Raw genomic sequence first — 18,029 nt, forward strand, 5'->3', positions numbered from 1 at the left:
TCGCCGTCGGCGACCCCGTCCGCCTCGGCCCCCTGGAGCTCACCGTCGCGGCGGTCGCGGGCGACGCCTCGTACAGCCACACGCCGGTCGTGTGGACGACCCTCGACGACTGGCAGCGGGTCGGCCACAGCGGCACCACCGCTGAGGAGCAGGCCACGGTCGTCGCGCTCCGCGGCGGCGGGGGCACCGAGTGGGGCGCCGGTGACAAGGCCGTCGGCACCGAGGCGCGGACCGTCGACGAGGCCCTCACCGCCATAGGGTCCTACCAGGCGGAGAACGGCTCGCTGCAGCTCATGCGCGGCTTCCTCTTCGTCATCTCGGCCCTCGTCATAGGAGCCTTCTTCACCGTCTGGACCATCCAGCGGAGCGGCGACGTGGCCGTCCTCAAGGCCCTCGGCGCCTCGACCCCGTACCTCCTCAAGGACGCCCTCGGGCAGGCGGTACTGATGCTTACGGCGGGCACGCTGCTCGGAACCGGGCTCGCGGTAGGAGTGGGGGCGCTGGTCAGCGGCGGGAACGTGCCGTTCGTCCTCGACCCGCTGACCGTCCTCGGGCCGGCCGCCGTGATGATCGGGCTCGGTGCCCTCGGTGCGGCGCTTTCCATCCGGCGGATCACCGCCGTCGACCCTCTTACCGCGCTCGGGAGTGCCCGATGAGCCTCGTCCTCGACGCCGTCACCCTCACCTACCCGGACGGCGACGGCCGGCTGACCGCGCTCGACGCGGTCTCCCTCACCGTCCCCGCCGGATCCCTCACGGCCGTCGTCGGCCCCTCCGGCTCCGGCAAGTCCAGCCTGCTCGCGGTCGCCGCGACGCTGGTGACACCGGACCGGGGACGGGTCGTCGTCGACGGTACGGATACGGGGGAACTGGACCCGGCCGGGCGGGCGGCGCTGCGGCGGGAGCGGATCGGGATCGTGTTCCAGCAACCGAACCTGCTGCCGTCGCTCACGGCGGCGGAACAGCTCCAGGTGATGGCGCACGTCTCGGGGCGGCCGGCGAAGTCGGCCCGCGGCAGGGCCCTGGAACTGCTCGACGCGGTGGGCCTCGCGGACCTGGCCGGACGACGGCCCCACCAGCTGTCCGGGGGACAGCGACAGCGGGTCAACATCGCGCGGGCGCTGATGAACGAGCCGGCGGTCCTCCTCGTCGACGAGCCGACGAGCGCGCTGGATCACGAGCGGGGGGCGGCGGTGATGGAGCTGCTCGCGGAGCTGACGGTGGGGAGGGGGACGGCGACGGTGCTGGTGACGCATGACCGGGGGCATGTGGCTCGGGCGGGGCGGGTGGTGGAGGTCAGGGACGGCCACGTGTCGGAAGGCGCGCCGGTCTGACACCGCGTGGGCCGCGCCCTGCCGTCCGTGGGCTTGCCGCGGTCGGGTCGCGCCCGCGCCCCTTGCCGTGGACTGCGCCCTCGGGTCGCCCCCGCGCCCCTCGCCCGGGGCTGCGCCCGCGTCCACCCACGTTGTGGGCATTCGTTCCTCCCCCAGACTCCGTCCGGGGCCCCCAGGGCGGAACGGGTGGGCACAACGGAACGGCGCCCCTTGCCGGGCCTAGGCTTCCGCGCCCTGACCCGCACCCCTTGTGCACCGCGCTTGGTGGTGCGGGTCCAGGCACAAGGGGCGGAGGCGCCGCCGGAGGGCGCCGTCCCGTGTGCCCACCCGTCCCGCCCCAGCGGGACGATTGCCCACACGGGGGTGGCGAGGGCGCGGCACGTACGGGGCGGCAGCGCACCTGCCGGGTTTCCGGCCCTTCGGCTACGCGCCCCCGTTGGCCGTCGTGTTCGCCAGGGCCGCGGAGAGTTCGCGGGCCACTTCCTGGAGGATCGGGACGATCTTCTCCGTGGCCGCTTCCGTCACGCGGCCCGCCGGGCCCGAGATCGAGATCGCCGCGGCCGTCGGGGAGTCCGGGACCGAGACGGCCAGGCAGCGGACTCCTATCTCCTGCTCGTTGTCGTCGACCGCGTATCCCGTCTCGCGGACCGCGACGAGCGCGTCGAGGAAGCCGTCCGGCGTCGTGATGGTCTTCTCGGTCGCCGCCGGCATGCCGGTGCGGGCGAGCAGCGCGCGGACCTCCTCGGCCGGGGTGTGCGCGAGCAGCGCCTTGCCGACGCCCGTCGAGTGCGGCAGCACCCGTCGGCCGACCTCGGTGAACATGCGCATCGAGTGCTTGGACGGCACCTGCGCCACGTACACGATCTCGTCGCCGTCGAGCAGCGCCATGTTCGCCGTCTCGCCGGTCTCCTCGACGAGCCGCGCCAGGTACGGGCGGGCCCAGGTGCCGAGGAGGCGGGAGGCGGACTCGCCGAGCCGGATGAGGCGGGGGCCGAGCGCGTACCGCCGGTTGGGCTGCTGGCGTACGTACCCGCAGGCCACCAGGGTGCGCATCAGGCGGTGGATGGTGGGGAGCGGGAGTCCGCTGCTGGCGGAGAGCTCGCTCAGCCCGACCTCGCCCCCGGCGTCGGCCATCCGCTCGAGGAGGTCGAAGGCACGCTCAAGGGACTGGACGCCCCCGCTCGCGGCGGGCTTGGCGGCCTCGGTGGTGCTGGCGCTGGACGTCGGCACGTCAACGGTCCTTTCGGGGCAGGCGGGCAAGGCAGCAGCCTACCGGCCCATTGGCCGGGGTACATGGTCCTGGTGTAGGCGTCCGCGCCGGTCAGGACGTGTTTGTCCGGTGTCGGTGACGGCCCGGAGGCGTCCGGGTCGGCCCCAGCTGTACGGAGCTACGTTCTACTGTACGGAATTTGCATTTCACTTGGTGGAAACATCCAAGCGGCGTGCGGCGGCGGCCGATGTCCGCGGCGATGCTGGAAGTGTGCCCTTGACGACATGTCGTCCGGAAGTGAAGACTCCTTCAACAGTTCGTTGAATTTCTTCTTGAAGCACTGGAAGAGGGGTACGGGTGGACGTCAACCTGGTCCTGCGCTCGACGCGTGTCATCACCCCCGAGGGGACACGCCCGGCGTCGATCGCCGTCTCCGGAGGGACGATCGCGGCCGTGCTGCCGTACGACGCCGAGGTACCCGCCGGTGCCCGGCTCGAGGACGTCGGCGACGACGTCGTCCTGCCCGGACTCGTCGACACCCACGTGCACGTGAACGACCCCGGCCGCACCGAGTGGGAGGGCTTCTGGACCGCCACCCGCGCGGCCGCCGCCGGTGGCATCACCACCCTCCTCGACATGCCCCTCAACTCGCTGCCGCCCACCACCACCGTGGAGAACCTCCGCGTCAAGCAGGAGGTCGCCCGCACCAAGGCCCACGTCGACGTCGGCTTCTGGGGCGGCGCCCTGCCCGACAACGTCAAGGACCTGCGCCCGCTCCACGACGCCGGTGTCTTCGGCTTCAAGTGCTTCCTGTCGCCCTCCGGCGTGGAGGAGTTCCCCGAGCTCGACCAGGAGCGGCTCGCGACCTCGCTCGCCGAGATCTCCGGCTTCGACGGCCTGATGATCGTGCACGCCGAGGACCCCCACCACCTCGCCGCCGCGCCCCAGCGGTCCGGCGGCGCGTACGCCGACTTCCTCGCCTCGCGTCCCCGCGACGCCGAGAACACGGCGATCGAGAACCTGATCAACCAGGCCCGCCGGCTCAACGCCCGCGTCCACGTCCTGCACCTCTCCTCCTCGGACGCGCTGCCGGTCCTCGCCGCCGCCAAGGCCGAGGGCGTCAAGGTCACCGTCGAGTCCTGCCCGCACTTCCTCACGCTCACCGCCGAGGAGATCCCGGACGGCGCCACCGAGTTCAAGTGCTGCCCGCCCATCCGCGAGGCCGTCAACCAGGACGCGCTGTGGCAGGGGCTCGCGGACGGCACGATCGACTGCATCGTCTCCGACCACTCCCCGTCCACGACCGACCTCAAGACGCCCGACTTCGCGTCCGCCTGGGGCGGCATCTCCTCCCTCCAGCTCGGCCTCCCCGCCATCTGGACCGAGGCCCGCCGTCGCGGCTTCGACCTGACGGACGTCGTCCGCTGGATGTCCGAGGGACCGGCCCGGCTCGCCGGCCTCACCCGCAAGGGTGCGATCGAGGCCGGCCGCGACGCCGACTTCGCCGTCCTCGACCCGGAGGCCTGCTTCACCGTCGACCCGGCCGAGCTCCAGCACCGCAACCGGATCACCGCCTACGCGGGCAAGACCCTCAACGGCGTCGTCACCTCCACCTGGCTGCGCGGGGAGCGGATCGCCGACCACGGCACCCTCGCCGAGCCCTCCGGCCGCCTCCTCGAAAGGAACAACTGACCCGTGAGCACCGGCATACCCTCCTTCACCGGCGACGCCAGCCCTTACGGCGGTGGCGACCCCTACGCCGACTACCGGACGGCCGACTTCCCCTTCACCCAGTACGCCGACCTCGCCGACCGGCGTCTCGGCGCGGGCGTGATCGCCGCCAACGACGAGTTCTTCGCCGAGCGCGAGAACCTGCTCAAGCCCGAGGCCGCCGAGTTCGACCCCGAGCACTTCGGCCACAAGGGCAAGATCATGGACGGCTGGGAGACCCGCCGCCGCCGTGGCGTCTCCGCCCAGCAGCCGCACCCCACCGAGGACGACCACGACTGGGCCCTGGTACGGCTCGGCGCGCCCGGCGTCGTCCGCGGCATCGTCGTCGACACCGCCCACTTCCGCGGCAACTACCCGCAGGCCGTCTCCGTCGAGGCCGCCTCCGTGGCCGGCTCGCCCTCGCCCGAGGAGCTCCTCGCCGACGACGTGAAGTGGACGACGCTCGTCCCGCGCACCGCCGTCGGCGGCCACGCCGCCAACGGTTTCGCCGTCGACGTCGAGCAGCGCTTCACCCACCTCCGCGTCAACCAGCACCCCGACGGCGGCATCGCCCGCCTCCGCGTGTACGGCGAGGTCGCCCCCGACCCGCGGTGGCTCGGCGTGCTCGGCACCTTCGACCTCGCGGCCCTGGAGAACGGCGGCCAGGTCGAGGACGCCTCCGACCGCTTCTACTCGCCCGCCACCAACACCATCCAGCCCGGTCGCTCCCGCAAGATGGACGACGGCTGGGAGACCCGCCGCCGCCGCGACAAGGGCAACGACTGGATCCGCTACCAGCTGGTCGCCGAGTCCGAGATCCGTGCCGTCGAGATCGACACGGCGTACCTCAAGGGCAACAGCGCCGGCTGGGCCGCGCTGTCCGTCGCGGGCGAGGGCTCGGAGGAGTGGACCGAGATCCTGCCCCGGACCCGCCTCCAGCCCGACACCAACCACCGCTTCGTGCTCGGCACCCCGGCGGTCGGCTCCCGCGTCCGGATCGACATCTACCCGGACGGCGGCATCTCCCGCCTCCGCCTCTTCGGCTCCCTCACGGACGCCGGCACGGCCCGTCTGACGGCCCGCCACCAGGAACTGGGCGGCTGACCGGACCCGTACGAACAGGCGGGCCGGGGTGCGCCCCCGGCCCGCCCCATGAACCGGGCGGGTACGACACCCCGCCCGGCCCGCGAGGGCGCACCGGCATGACAGCACCGGTGCGCACCTCTTTTGCGGGCTCGGTGCGCCTCCGGGCGCTCTGAGCCGGGCTCGCGACCCCGACCGTGCTCGCCCCCTCGTTCCCCGGGGGCCTCCGCGCGCTCGGGGTCGTTCCCCCGGCGGGGCCCTTCGGCTCACTCGCCGGTCCCGCGCCCGGGACCCGGGGGCGAGCAGCGCCCCGCCCACGCTCGCATGCGGGCGCCACCCATCGGGCCCCGTCCCGGCGTTACGCCGCGTGCCCGCCGTCCACGGAGAACTCCGCGCCCGTCACGTACCGCCCCTCCGGTCCCGCCAGGAACGCGACCATCGCGGCCACCTCCTGCGCGGTGCCGAAGCGGCCCAGTGCCGTCATGGCCGCCTGGCCCTCCGCGTACGGGCCGTCCGCCGGGTTCATGTCGGTGTCGACGGGGCCGGGGTGGACGACGTTCGCCGTGATGCCGCGTCCGCCCAGCTCCCGCGCGAGGCTCTTCGTCAGGCCGATCAGCGCCGTCTTGCTCAGCGTGTACAGCACTCCGCCGGGCCCCGGCACCCGCTGGGTCATGCAGCTGCCGATGGTGATGATCCTGCCGCCCTCCGGCAGGTGTCCGGCAGCCGCCTGCGAGGCGAGGAACGCCGCCCGGACGTTCACCGCGAGAACCCGGTCCACGTCCGCGAGAGTCAGCGAGTCCAGCGGGCCGAGGACCCCGGTACCCACGTTGTTCACCAGGACGTCGAGCCGGCCCAGGGCGTCCGCCGCCCAGTTCACCGCACCCGCCGCGTCCCCGGCGTCGGCCGCGTCGGCACGCAGGGGAAGCGCCCTGCGGCCGGTCGCCTCGATGCGCGCGGCGACCTCCTTGGCCCGCACCTCGTCCCGGACGTAGGTGAAGGCGACGTCGGCGCCTTCCCGGGCGAGCCGCACGGCCGTGGCCGCGCCGATCCCGCGGCTGCCGCCCGTCACCAGAACCGCCGTGCCGTTCATCGTGGACATCCCGAAACCTCCGTGAGAAGTGGCCATAAGTGGTTGCGGGTTCAATGAAAGTCTCCTGAGTGTCCCGGCGCTGGCACGAATCGGACGCCGACCCGATCGCCACCAGCAGCGCGCCCACGTGCGTCGCCGCCACCACCCTCGACTCCGCGAGCCCGCGTACGGACGTACCGACGGGAGCCCGGAAAGGTGTAGCCACCACAGGCCTGTCCCGATACGGTGATCGCTCCACGTGCGAGCCGTCGAAGTCTCCACCCCACCCCGAGAGTCGGAGATACGGCCGCAATGTCAGCTTCGTCGATCGCCGCACCCGTTTCCCCTCGGCGCCCCGCGCCGGGCATGGCTCACCGACCTGCCCGTGCTGCTCGTCGCCGTCGTCTGGGGCGCCAGCTACCTCGCGGCCAAGGGCATCACCACCACCCACACCGTCATCGCCGTCCTCGTGCTGCGGTTCGCGGTGGTGCTGCCCGTCCTGGTCGTCGCCGGGTGGGCCAGGCTCCGGGCCCTGAACGCCGCCCAGTGGCGCGGCGCCGGGGCCCTCGGGCTGATCCTCAGCGGGATCTTCCTCCTGGAGACCTACGGCGTCGTCCACACCTCCGCCACCAACGCGGGGCTGATCATCAGCCTCACCATGATCTTCACCCCGCTCGCCGAGGCCGCCGTCACCCGGGTCAGGCCGCCCCGCGCCTTCCTCGGCGCCGCCGCGCTCTCCGTCCTCGGCGTCGTGCTCCTCACCCAGGGCGGGGGCTTCAGCACCCCCTCCCTCGGCGACCTGCTCATGCTGCTCGCCGCCCTCGCCCGTACCGTCCACGTCCTGGCGATGTCCCGGATCAAGGCCGTCCGGTCGGCCGACTCGCTCTCCCTCACCACCGTGCAGCTGGGCTCCGCCGTCGCCGTCTTCGCCGTCATCGCGGCCTTCCCCGGCACCGGCGCCTCACCCTGGGCGGTTGCGCTCGACTTCGGCCCCCGCGAGTGGGCCGGGCTGCTCTTCCTCTCCGTCTTCTGCACGCTCTTCGCGTTCTTCGTGCAGATGTGGGCGGTCCGCCGCACCTCCCCGTCCAGGGTCAGCCTCCTCCTCGGCACGGAACCGCTCTGGGCCGCCGCCGCGGGCATCGCCCTCGCCGGCGACCGCCCCGGCGTCCTCGGCCTCGCGGGCGCGCTCCTCGTGCTCGCGGGCACCGGTTGGGGCCGCCGGGCCGCCGACAACGGGGCCGGGTAGGCGGGCCGGGGAGGTTCTCCGGCCAATGCGTTCACATGGCGAGCGCCTGAGCCCCGAGGGCGGACCGACCAGGACGCGGATCAGGACGCGGATCAGGACGCGGATCAGGACGCGGATCAGGACACGGGGCAGGACGCGGGGCAGGGCATCGATCAGGACTTCGCCACCCGGTCCGACACGATCATGAGGACCAGGCCGAGCACCGCGATCACGATGTTGGTGAACAGCTCACGGCCCTCCAGGAACCACACGTTCTCCGTGAGGAACCGGGTCACGCCCAGGAGACGGAACCAGCCGTCCGTCAGCTCGCGCACCACCCCGGCCACACCGAAGAGAGCGAGCAGGAAACCGGCGACCTCCAGAAACTTCTTCATGAAGTGATCATGGCGCGGCCGGGAGACCGGCCGCGTCCGCCTCCGGTCCACGGGCACCGCGACCGAAGTATCGACCTCCGCGACTTCGGTAGCGGCCCGGCCGCCGATGCCCCGCACGCCGCCCCCGGCTGCGTACATTGCCGATATGACCCGCACGGACCGGCAGCGCTGGCTGCTCCCCTCCCACCTGGCCGAACCCGGTGGGAAAGGGGAGGGCCGGCCCAGCCGTACCGTCCGCGACTGGATCGTGGACACCTCGCTCTTCCTCCTCGCCGCCTTCGTCGGCCTCGTCGCCGCCGACACCAGCGCGCAGTACACGAGCGAGGCCGTCACCCTCGTCGACCAACTCCTGGGCGCCGCCGCCTGCTGCGCCCTCTGGCTGCGCCGCCGCTGGCCCGCCGGACTCGCGATCGGCCTCTCGCTGCTCAACATCGTGGCCCCGGTCGCCGCGGGCGCCCTCCTCGCGAGCCTCTTCAGCGTCGCCGTACGCAAGCCCTTCCGCGAGGTCGCCGCGATCGGCGCGCTCGCCGTCGCCGCCTCCACCGTGCAGGCCTTCGTCCGGCCCGACCCCACCACCAACACCGGGCTCTCCATCGCCCTCGGCTTCATCCTCATCCTGCTCGTCACCGCCTGGGGCATGCTCGTCCGCTCCCGCCGCCAGCTCGTCGAGGCCCTCAGGGAGCGCGCCCGCCGCGCCGAGGCCGAGGCCGAGCTGCGTGCCGCGCAGGCCCAGCGGCTCGCACGCGAGGCGATCGCCCGCGAGATGCACGACGTGCTCGCCCACCGGCTCACCCTGCTCAGCGTGCACGCCGGAGCCCTGGAGTTCCGGCCCGACGCCCCGCCCGAGCAGGTCGCCCGCGCCGCCGGCGTCATCCGCGACAGCGCCCACGAGGCCCTCCAGGACCTCCGCGAGATCATCGGCGTGCTGCGCGCCCCCGGCGAGAACGGCGACGGCGGCGACAGGCCGCAGCCCACCCTCGCCACCCTCGACGCGCTGATCGACGAATCCCGCGAGGCCGGGGCGGACGTCGTCCTCGACACCACGGTGGACGAACCGTCCACCGTGCCCGCCGCCACCGGCCGCACCGTCTACCGCATCGCCCAGGAGGGTCTCACCAACGCCCGCAAGCACGCCCCCGGCACCACGGTCACCGTCACCGTGCGCGGCCGCCCGGGGGAGGGCCTCACCGTCGACATCCACAACCCGGCACCCGCCGGACCGGTCCCGCCCGTCCCCGGCTCGGGCCAGGGCCTGATCGGACTCACCGAACGTGCCGCGCTCGCCGGTGGCCGGATGGAGCACGGACCGGCCCCCGACGGCGGATTCTCGCTGCACGCCTGGCTACCGTGGCCCCCATGACCATCCGGCTGCTCATCGTCGACGACGACCCCCTGGTCCGCGCGGGCCTCACCCTGATGCTCGGCGGCGCCGAGGACCTGGAGATCGTCGGCGAGGGCGCCGACGGCGGCGAGGTCCCCGAACTCGTCACCCGGTTCGCCCCCGACGTCGTCCTCATGGACATCCGCATGCCGCACGTGGACGGGCTCACCGCCACCGAGCGGCTGCGCGCCGAACCCGGCGCCCCCGAGGTCGTCGTCCTCACCACCTTCCACGCCGACGAGCAGGTACTGCGCGCCCTGCGGGCCGGCGCGGCCGGCTTCGTCCTCAAGGACACGCCGCCGGCCGAGATCGTCGCCGCCGTCCGCCGGGTCGCCGCCGGGGACCCGGTGCTGTCCCCGGCCGTCACCCGCCAGCTCATGACCCATGTCGCCGGACAGCCGGAGCAGTCCCCGCGCACCGCGGCCGCCGGGCGCCTGACCGAACTCGCCGACCGCGAGCGGGAGGTGGCCGTCGCCGTCGGCCGCGGTCTGTCCAACGCGGAGATCGCCGCCGAGCTGTACATGAGCGTGCCCACGGTCAAGACCCATGTCTCGCGCGTCCTCGCCAGACTCGGCCTCAACAACCGCGTCCAGATCGCCCTCCTCGTCCACGACGCGGGACTCCTGGACGAGGACGGCCAGAACTGATCGTTTCGACTCCGGTCCCTTCGGATAGTCTGCGTCGATGTCCGTCATCGAACTGGGGGAGTACGGCGCGGACTTCACCGTGCATCCGTACCCCTACTACGCGAAGCTCCGCGAGGCAGGCCCCGTCCACGAGGTGCGGATGCCCGACGGCTTCCAGTTCTGGCTGGTCGTCGGACACGAGGAGGGACGTGCGGCGCTCGCCGACCCCCGGCTCGCCAAGTCCCCGCACGTGATCGGTGTACGGGCGCCGGAGGAGGACATCATCGGCGTCCACCTCCTCTCGGCCGACGCGCCCGACCACACCCGGCTGCGCCGCCTGGTGACGGGCGAGTTCACCGGCCGCCGGGTGGCAGCCCTGCGGCCCCGCATCGAGCGGCTGACCGCGGACCTCGTCGACGCGATGGAACCGGCAGGCCGGGCCGACCTCGTCGACGCCTTCGCGTACCCGCTGCCGATCACCGTCATCTGCGAGCTCCTCGGGGTCCCCCCGGCGGACCGCGACACCTTCCGCCGCTGGTCGACGGAGCTGGTCACCCCCACCGGCGAAGAGGACTTCACCCGGAGCATGGTGGACTTCGGCGCCTACCTCGACGCGCTCATCGAGGACAAGCGGGCCGCGGGCCCAGCCGACGACCTGCTCTCCGGTCTGATCGCCTCCCGCGCCGAGGACGGCGACCGGCTCTCCGGGCCCGAACTCCGGGCCATGGCCTATCTGCTGCTCATCGCGGGCCACGAGACGACTGTCAACCTGATCGCCAACACGGTCCGCAACCTCCTCACCCACCCCGGTCAGCTCGCCGCCCTGCGCGCAGACCCGAGCCTCCTGGACGGGACGATCGAGGAGTCCCTGCGGTACGACGGGCCGGTGGAGACGAGCACCTTCCGTTTCAGCCGGGAGCCCGTCACCCTCGGCGGCACCGAGATCCCGGCAGGGCAGAGCGTCCTCGTCGCCATCGGGGCGCTCGACCGCGACCCGGCCCGGTTCCCCGAACCCGACCGCTTCGACATCCGCCGGGACACCCGGGGCCATCTCGCGTTCGGGCACGGCATCCACTACTGCCTGGGCGCCCCGCTGGCCCGGCTGGAGGGCCGGATCGCGCTCCGGACCCTCCTCGACCGCTTCCCGGAACTGGAACTCGACCCCGAGGGCGAGCCCTGGGAGTGGCTCCCCGGCCTGCTGATGCGCGGAGTCCGGCACCTCCCGGTCCGGTGGTGACGCCTCCCGGTCCGGTGGTGACGCCGAGAGACCGCTAGCCGATGTCGTCCACCCGTACCGGTCGCCGCTCCCGCCGCGAGCGCTCGCACGCCTCGGCGATCCGGAGTGCCGCCAGGGCCTCCCGGCCGTCGCACGGGTTGGGCGCCTCGCCGCGTACCAGGCGGACGAAGGCGTCGAGCTCCGCCTCGTACGCGGGGGCGAACCGCTCCAGGAAGCCGGTCCAGGGCTTCCCCGGCGGCGCCGACGCCCAGGGTTCCACCGAGGTGAGGGGGGTGCGGTCGTCCAGGCCCACCGCGATCTGGTCCAGATCGCCCGCCAGCTCCATGCGGACGTCGTACCCGGCGCCGTTGTGGCGGGTCGCCGTCGCCGTGACGAGGGTGCCGTCGTCCAGGGTGAGCAGCGCGGCGGCCGTGGACACGTCCGCGGCCTCCCGGAACATCGCGGGACCCGCGTCCGAGCCCGTCGCGTACACCTCCACGACCTCCCGCCCGGTCACCCAGCGCACCATGTCGAAGTCGTGCACCAGACAGTCCCGGAAGAGCCCCCCGGAGAGGGGGAGGTACGCGGCCGGCGGCGGCGCCGGGTCGGAGGTCGCCGCCCGTACGGTGTGCAGCCGGCCGAGCCGCCCCGAGCGCACCGCCTCGCGCGCCGCACGGTACCCCGCGTCGAAGCGCCGCATGAAGCCGAGCTGGAGCTCCGTGCCCGCCTCGGTAACCGCCGTGAGCGCGGTCGCCGTCCCCGGCACGTCCAGGGCGATCGGCTTCTCGCAGAAGGCCGGGAGCCCGGCGCCCGCCGCGCGGGCGATCAGCTCCGCGTGCGCCGCCGTCGCCGAGGCGATCACCACGGCGTCCAGGGCGTGCGCGAACAGCGCGGTGACGTCCGGCGCGGCCTCCGCGCCGAGCGCGCCCGCGACCCCGGCCGCCCGCGAGGCGTCCGCGTCCGCCACGACCAGCGACTCGACCTCCGGATGGCGGGCCAGCACACCCGCGTGGAAGCTCCCGATCCGGCCCGTACCGATGAGTCCGATGCGCATGGCCCCACCGTGGAGCCGTCCGTTCCCGGTGTCAAGGATTTGTCAGGACAACCGGACGTCATGCCTTCCCGTCATCAGAGCCCCGGGCTACGCTCCCCCCGTGTCCAAGCAGTCAGGCTCCGCCCTGCCCCCGCTCTCCGTGGACCGCACCAGCCCGGTCCCGCTCTACTTCCAGCTGGCCCGGCAACTGGAGAGCGCCGTGGAGAACGGCACGCTGACCCCGGGCACCCTCCTCGGCAACGAGATCGACCTCGCCACCCGTCTCGGCCTCTCCCGCCCCACCGTCCGCCAGGCCATCCAGACCCTCGTCGACAAGGGCCTCCTGGTCCGCCGCCGGGGTGTCGGCACCCAGGTCGTGCACAGCACGGTCCGCCGCCCGCTGGAGCTGAGCAGCCTGTACGACGATCTGGACGCCGCCGGACAGCTTCCCGCCACCCGGGTCCTGGTCAACCGGGTCGAACCCGCCACCGGCCCGGTCGCCGCGGCCCTCCGCGTACCCGAGGGCAGCGAGGTCGTCTATCTCGAACGGCTCCGCACCGCGCACGGCGACCCCATGGCGTATCTGCGCAACCATCTGCCCGCCGGGCTCCTCGGCCCCGGCGGACCGGACACCGCGCGCCTGGAGACCACCGGCCTCTACCGGATGCTCCGCTCCGCCGCGCTCACCCTGCACAGCGCCCGCCAGGCCGTCGGCGCCCGCGCCGCGACCGCCGCCGAGGCGGCCCTCCTCGACGAGAGGGAGGGCGCACCGCTGCTGACGATGGAGCGCGTCACCTTCGACGACTCCGGCCGCGCCGTCGAGTACGGCTCCCATCTCTACCGGGCCGACCGCTACTCCTTCGAGTTCCAGCTGATGGTCCGTCCGTAGGCCCTACCCCACCGGCGAAGGAGCCGGACACCGGCCCCCTGGCGAGTGCCATGACCCGCATGACCGATACTGCAATGCACGACTGCAATGCACGCAAAGGACACAAAGGAGGGCACGGCCTCGTGACCAGGCTTCGGACAGGAGGGGTACGCGCCGCAGTCGGCGCCGTGCTCGCGCTCGCGCTCACCGGGGCGCTCGCCGGGTGCAGCAGCACCGGCGGAAAGCGGGCGGAGGACGCCCGCAAGGCCGCCGAGGCCCAGGGCAGGGCAGTCGTCGACACCCCCCGCTGGACCTTCGCCATGGTGACCCACTCGGGTGACGGCGACACCTTCTGGGACATCGTCCAGAAGGGAGCCAAGCAGGCCGCCGCCAAGGACAACATCAACTTCCTCTACGCCCACAGCGACGAGGCCCAGCAGCAGGCGCAGCTGATCGACTCGTACGTCGCCAAGGGGGTCGACGGTCTGATCGTCACGCTCGCGAAGCCCGACGCCATGAAGGCCGCCGTCGAGAAGGCCGTCAAGGCCGGCATCCCGGTGATCACCGTGAACTCGGGCGCCGAGCAGTCCAAGGCGTACGGGGCGCTCACCCACATCGGCCAGGACGAGACCGTCGCCGGCGAGGCCGTCGGCGAGGAGCTCGACAAGCGGGGCAAGAAGAAGGCGCTCTGCGTCCTGCACGAGCAGGGCAACGTCGGTCACGAGCAGCGTTGCGCCGGCACGAAGAAGACCTTCGACGGCGAGCTGGTCAACCTCTACGTCGACGGCACCAACATGCCGGACGTCAAGGCCTCCATCGAGGCCAAGCTCCAGTCCGACAAGGCCGTCGACGCCGTCGTCACCCTCGGCGCCCCGTTCGCCGACGCCGCCGTCCAGGCCGCCGAGAGCGCCGGGAGCAAGGCCGAGATCGACACCTTCGACCTCAACGCCAAGGTCGCCACCTCCCTCCAGGCCGGCACCCTCGGCTTCGCCGTCGACCAGCAGCCCTACCTCCAGGGCTACGAGGCCGTCGACCTGCTCTGGCTCCACCGCTACAACGCCAACGTCCTCGGCGGCGGCAAGCCGGTCCTCACCGGCCCGCAGGTCATCACCAAGGACGACGCCGCGAAGCTCGTCGAGTACGCGGAGCGGGGCACCCGATGAGTTCCACCGCCCCACCGTCGGACGGCCTCGACCACGTCGACGAACGGCTGCTGCGCACCACTCCGCTGAAGAAGCTGCTGGCCCGCCCCGAGCTCGGCTCCGTCGTCGGCGCGATCGCCGTCTTCGTCTTCTTCTCCGTGGCCGCCGACAGCTTCCTGAACCCGTCCAGCCTCGGCACCGTGCTCTACGCGGCCTCGACCCTCGGCATCATGGCGGTCCCTGTCGCGCTGCTCATGATCGGCGGCGAGTTCGACCTGTCCGCCGGTGTCCTGGTCACCAGCTCGGCCCTGGTCTCGTCGATGTTCAGCTACCAGATGACGGCGAACGTCTGGGTCGGCGTCGGCGTCTCGCTGCTCGTCACCCTGGCGATCGGCGCCTTCAACGGCTTCATGCTGACCCGTACGAAGCTGCCCAGCTTCATCATCACGCTCGGCACCTTCCTGATGCTGACGGGCCTGAACCTCGGCCTCACCAAGCTGATCAGCGGCACCGTCTCCACCAAGACCATCGCCGACATGGAGGGCTTCTCCTCCGCCCGCAAGCTCTTCGCCTCGCAGCTGACCGTCGGCGGCGTCGAGTTCAAGGTCACGATCCTGTGGTGGTTCGCCCTGGTCGCGCTCGCCACCTGGATCCTGCTCCGCACCCGCTTCGGCAACTGGATCTTCGCGGTCGGCGGCGGCGCCGACGCGGCCCGCGCGGTCGGCGTACCGGTCTACCGGACGAAGATCGGCCTCTACCTGGGCGTGGCGTTCTGCGCCTGGATCTCCGGCCAGCACCTGCTCTTCTCCTTCGACGTCGTCCAGTCGGGCGAGGGCGTCGGCAACGAGCTGATCTTCATCATCGCGGCCGTCATCGGCGGCTGCCTGATCACCGGCGGCTACGGCTCCGCCATCGGCTCGGCGATCGGCGCCCTCATCTTCGGCATGACGAGCAAGGGCATCGTGTACGCCGAGTGGAACCCGGACTGGTTCAAGTTCTTCCTGGGAGCGATGCTCCTCCTGGCGACCCTGCTGAACGCCTGGATCCGCAAGCGCGTGGAGGCCACCAAGTGACGACGGCCACGAAGACCGAGTCCGCTCCGCTCGTCGAGCTCGACGACGTCAGCAAGTACTACGGCAACATCCGCGCCCTCGAAGGGGTCTCCCTGGAGGTCCGCTCCGGCGAGATCTCCTGCGTCCTCGGTGACAACGGCGCCGGCAAGTCCACCCTCATCAAGATCGTCGCCGGCCTCCACCAGCACGACACGGGGACCTTCCGCATCGAGGGCGAGGAGGTCACCCTCGGCAACCCGCGCGACGCCCTCGACCGGGGCATCGCCACCGTCTACCAGGACCTCGCCGTCGTCCCGCTCATGCCGGTCTGGCGGAACTTCTTCCTCGGCTCCGAGCCGACCAAGGGCTCCGGCCCCTTCAAGCGGCTCGACGTCGGCCTGATGCGGACCACCACCCGCGAGGCGCTGCTCCGCATGGGCATCGACCTGCGCGACGTCGACCAGCCCATCGGCACCCTCTCCGGCGGCGAGCGGCAGTGCGTGGCCATCGCCCGGGCCGTCCACTTCGGCGCGAAGGTCCTCGTCCTCGACGAGCCGACCGCCGCGCTCGGCGTCAAGCAGTCCGGCGTCGTCCTGAAGTACGTGGCCGCCGCCCGCGACCAGGGGCTCGGCGTGGTCCTCATCACCCACAACCCGCACCACGCGTACCTGGTCGGCGACCGTTTCGTGCTGCTCAAGCGGGGCGTCATGGCCGGCAGCCACACCAAGGGCTCCGTCACGCTCGACGAGTTGACCCGGCAGATGGCCGGCGGCACCGAGCTGGAGGACCTGCGGCACGAACTGGAGCGGCCGTCCGGGACGTGACGGACGCGGCCGCGAACGGACGGCCCCTCGACACCCCACCTGGCAGAATCGGAGCCGATGAGTACCTACCGTGACCTCGCCCACCGGGGATCGGCCCGGGGCACCGTGCTGCGGACCGTCGGCACCCGGGAGCGGCGCTCCCATCTGACGGCGCCGCGGGTGCCGACCGTCGGCATCGACATCGGCGGTACGAAGGTGATGGCCGGCGTCGTGGACGCCGACGGCAACATCCTGGAGAAGCTCCGCACGGAGACGCCGGACAAGTCCAAGAGCGCCAAGGTCGTCGAGGACACCATCGTCGAGCTGGTCCTGGACCTCTCCGACCGGCACGACGTGCACGCCGTCGGCATCGGCGCGGCCGGCTGGGTCGACGCCGAGCGCGCCACCGTGCTCTTCGCCCCGCACCTCGCCTGGCGCAACGAGCCCCTCAAGGACGCCCTCCAGAGCCGCCTCGCCGTCCCCGTCATGGTGGACAACGACGCCAACACCGCCGCCTGGGCCGAGTGGCGCTTCGGCGCCGGTCGCGGCGAGGACCACCTCGTCATGATCACCCTCGGCACCGGCATCGGCGGCGCCATCCTGGAGGACGGTCAGGTCAAGCGCGGCAAGTTCGGGGTGGCCGGCGAGTTCGGCCACATGCAGGTCGTCCCCGGCGGCCACCGCTGCCCCTGCGGCAACCGCGGCTGCTGGGAGCAGTACAGCTCCGGCAACGCCCTGGTCCGCGAGGCCCGCGAGCTGGCCGCCGCCGACTCCCCGGTCGCGTACGGGATCATCGAGCGGGTCAAGGGGAACGTCCCCGAGATCACCGGTCCGCTCATCACCGAGCTCGCCCGCGAGGGCGACGCCATGTGCGTGGAGCTGTTCCAGGACATCGGCCAGTGGCTCGGCGTCGGCATCGCCAACCTCGCCGCCGCCCTCGACCCCTCCTGCTTCGTCATCGGCGGTGGCGTCTCGGCAGCCGACGACCTGCTGATCGGCCCCGCCAGGGACTCCTTCCGCCGCCACCTCACCGGCCGCGGCTACCGTCCCGAGGCCCGCATCGCCCGCGCCCAGCTCGGCCCCGAGGCGGGGATGGTCGGCGCCGCCGACCTCGCCCGGCTCGTCGCCCGCCGCTTCCGCCGCGCCAACCGGCGCCGGGTGGAGCGGTACGAACGGTACGAGCGCTATGCCCAGGCCCTGCGCAGCGGGACCTCGGGCCGGGCCACCCGTATCCCCGAGGACCCGCCTTCATGACCCTGCCCCACCAGTCCACCCCGCCGCGCGAGACCGGGGGCAAGCTCCCCGAGGACCACCGGCACATGATCCGCCGCCGCTGGCTGACCGCCGTCATCATCGTCCTGCTCGTGGGCATCCCGGCCGGCTATCTCGTCATCTCCGCGGGCCAGAGCCGGGACAGCGGCCGCGACAAGGAGCGCGAGTCCTCGGCGGCGGGCCTCCAGGACAACTGGCCCTCGCTGATGAAGCGCCGGATCTTCGAGGTCCCGATCCCCGCCGGGGCGTGGGGGGTCGCCTACTACGAGACGAGCAACTGGAAGACCAGCCGGCTGTACGTGCAGTTCACGACGACCGCCGCCGGTCTGGACGGCTTCCTCGCCGAGTCCGGCACGAGCCGCGCCGCTCTCACCCCGGGCCGGATCACGGTCGGCGACCGTGACGCGGACATCGCGGGCTGGAGCTTCGTCGAGGGCATGAGCTGGGCCGGCACGACGGTGAAGCGCGAGGAGCCGCGACCGGCGACCGATCTGACGGTCGACCTCACGGAGCCGGCGTTCCCTCGGGTGTACGCGGTCTCGACGACGAGTCCCTGAGTGCCGGCCGGACCCTTCCGGCGCGCTGAGGGCGGGGGGGGAAAGGTCCCCAAG

Annotated in this window: 18 protein-coding genes; 14 read left to right on the plus strand and 4 right to left on the minus strand. The window is 72.6% G+C overall.

What is annotated here, in order from left to right; translation table 11 throughout:
- Together AOK00_RS22020 and AOK00_RS22025 are read left to right on the plus strand one after the other, a co-directional pair.
- The coding region (locus tag AOK00_RS22020) for an ABC transporter permease (protein WP_254047453.1) at positions 1–656 on the plus strand (656 nt) is incomplete at its 5' end.
- Positions 653–1,333: an ABC transporter ATP-binding protein gene (locus tag AOK00_RS22025; protein ID WP_055602022.1), complete on the plus strand. Its 681-nt coding sequence runs from the start codon at positions 653–655 to the stop codon at positions 1,331–1,333. The genes AOK00_RS22020 and AOK00_RS22025, both read left to right, overlap by 4 nt.
- A gap of 423 nt (positions 1,334–1,756) precedes the next feature.
- Here the strand turns inward: AOK00_RS22025 and AOK00_RS22030 are convergent, their stop codons facing one another.
- Complete coding sequence (locus AOK00_RS22030) at positions 1,757–2,563, minus strand: IclR family transcriptional regulator (protein WP_055602023.1); 807 nt, start codon at positions 2,561–2,563, stop codon at positions 1,757–1,759.
- Between the two features lie 337 nt (positions 2,564–2,900).
- Between AOK00_RS22030 and allB the strand changes: the two genes are divergently transcribed.
- Together allB and alc are read left to right on the plus strand one after the other, a co-directional pair.
- The gene (gene allB, locus AOK00_RS22035) at positions 2,901–4,235 is read left to right on the plus strand and encodes an allantoinase AllB (protein WP_055602024.1); all 1,335 of its coding nucleotides are present in this window, start codon (positions 2,901–2,903) and stop codon (positions 4,233–4,235) included.
- A 3-nt stretch (positions 4,236–4,238) separates the two neighbouring features.
- Positions 4,239–5,357: an allantoicase gene (gene alc, locus AOK00_RS22040; protein ID WP_055602025.1), complete on the plus strand. Its 1,119-nt coding sequence runs from the start codon at positions 4,239–4,241 to the stop codon at positions 5,355–5,357.
- A 337-nt stretch (positions 5,358–5,694) separates the two neighbouring features.
- Here alc and AOK00_RS22045 read toward each other — a convergent pair whose 3' ends face one another.
- Positions 5,695–6,435, minus strand: coding sequence for an SDR family NAD(P)-dependent oxidoreductase (locus AOK00_RS22045; protein ID WP_107097449.1), 741 nt, complete (start codon positions 6,433–6,435; stop codon positions 5,695–5,697).
- Between the two features lie 349 nt (positions 6,436–6,784).
- Here AOK00_RS22045 and AOK00_RS22050 point away from each other — a divergent pair, with 349 nt between their 5' ends.
- Complete coding sequence (locus tag AOK00_RS22050) at positions 6,785–7,651, plus strand: DMT family transporter (RefSeq protein WP_437441436.1); 867 nt, start codon at positions 6,785–6,787, stop codon at positions 7,649–7,651.
- Positions 7,652–7,803: 152 nt separating this feature from the next.
- Here the strand turns inward: AOK00_RS22050 and AOK00_RS22055 are convergent, their stop codons facing one another.
- The gene (locus AOK00_RS22055; RefSeq protein ID WP_055602027.1) at positions 7,804–8,025 is read right to left on the minus strand and encodes a hypothetical protein; all 222 of its coding nucleotides are present in this window, start codon (positions 8,023–8,025) and stop codon (positions 7,804–7,806) included.
- Positions 8,026–8,170: 145 nt separating this feature from the next.
- Between AOK00_RS22055 and AOK00_RS22060 the strand changes: the two genes are divergently transcribed.
- The 3 genes from AOK00_RS22060 to AOK00_RS22070 are packed head-to-tail and all read left to right on the plus strand — an operon-like array spanning position 8,171 to position 11,269.
- Positions 8,171–9,385: a sensor histidine kinase gene (locus tag AOK00_RS22060; RefSeq protein WP_055602028.1), complete on the plus strand. Its 1,215-nt coding sequence runs from the start codon at positions 8,171–8,173 to the stop codon at positions 9,383–9,385.
- Complete coding sequence (locus AOK00_RS22065) at positions 9,382–10,053, plus strand: response regulator (protein WP_055602029.1); 672 nt, start codon at positions 9,382–9,384, stop codon at positions 10,051–10,053. The genes AOK00_RS22060 and AOK00_RS22065 overlap by 4 nt, the downstream gene beginning before the upstream one ends.
- A 37-nt stretch (positions 10,054–10,090) precedes the next feature.
- Positions 10,091–11,269, plus strand: coding sequence for a cytochrome P450 family protein (locus tag AOK00_RS22070; protein ID WP_055602030.1), 1,179 nt, complete (start codon positions 10,091–10,093; stop codon positions 11,267–11,269).
- A 34-nt stretch (positions 11,270–11,303) separates the two neighbouring features.
- Here the strand turns inward: AOK00_RS22070 and AOK00_RS22075 are convergent, their stop codons facing one another.
- Positions 11,304–12,302, minus strand: a complete 999-nt coding sequence (locus AOK00_RS22075; protein ID WP_055602031.1) for a Gfo/Idh/MocA family protein — start codon at positions 12,300–12,302, stop codon at positions 11,304–11,306.
- A gap of 139 nt (positions 12,303–12,441) precedes the next feature.
- On the opposite strand from AOK00_RS22075, the gene AOK00_RS22080 reads away from it, so the two are divergent.
- The 6 genes from AOK00_RS22080 (at position 12,442) to AOK00_RS22105 (ending at position 17,975) form a co-directional block, all read left to right on the plus strand.
- Positions 12,442–13,170, plus strand: coding sequence for a GntR family transcriptional regulator (locus AOK00_RS22080; RefSeq protein ID WP_055602038.1), 729 nt, complete (start codon positions 12,442–12,444; stop codon positions 13,168–13,170).
- Between the two features lie 122 nt (positions 13,171–13,292).
- Complete coding sequence (locus AOK00_RS22085; RefSeq protein ID WP_079042126.1) at positions 13,293–14,312, plus strand: sugar ABC transporter substrate-binding protein; 1,020 nt, start codon at positions 13,293–13,295, stop codon at positions 14,310–14,312.
- Positions 14,309–15,364, plus strand: coding sequence for an ABC transporter permease (locus AOK00_RS22090; protein ID WP_055602033.1), 1,056 nt, complete (start codon positions 14,309–14,311; stop codon positions 15,362–15,364). The genes AOK00_RS22085 and AOK00_RS22090 overlap by 4 nt, the downstream gene beginning before the upstream one ends.
- Positions 15,361–16,167, plus strand: coding sequence for an ATP-binding cassette domain-containing protein (locus AOK00_RS22095; protein ID WP_055602034.1), 807 nt, complete (start codon positions 15,361–15,363; stop codon positions 16,165–16,167). Before AOK00_RS22090 ends, AOK00_RS22095 begins: the two co-directional genes overlap by 4 nt.
- Before the next feature lie 57 nt (positions 16,168–16,224).
- Positions 16,225–17,400: an ROK family glucokinase gene (locus AOK00_RS22100; RefSeq protein ID WP_055602035.1), complete on the plus strand. Its 1,176-nt coding sequence runs from the start codon at positions 16,225–16,227 to the stop codon at positions 17,398–17,400.
- Positions 17,397–17,975: a hypothetical protein gene (locus tag AOK00_RS22105; RefSeq protein ID WP_055602036.1), complete on the plus strand. Its 579-nt coding sequence runs from the start codon at positions 17,397–17,399 to the stop codon at positions 17,973–17,975. Before AOK00_RS22100 ends, AOK00_RS22105 begins: the two co-directional genes overlap by 4 nt.
- Positions 17,976–18,029 lie beyond the last annotated feature (54 nt).

The organism is Streptomyces aureus (genome assembly GCF_001418135.1).
GTDB lineage: Bacteria > Actinomycetota > Actinomycetes > Streptomycetales > Streptomycetaceae > Streptomyces > Streptomyces aureus_A.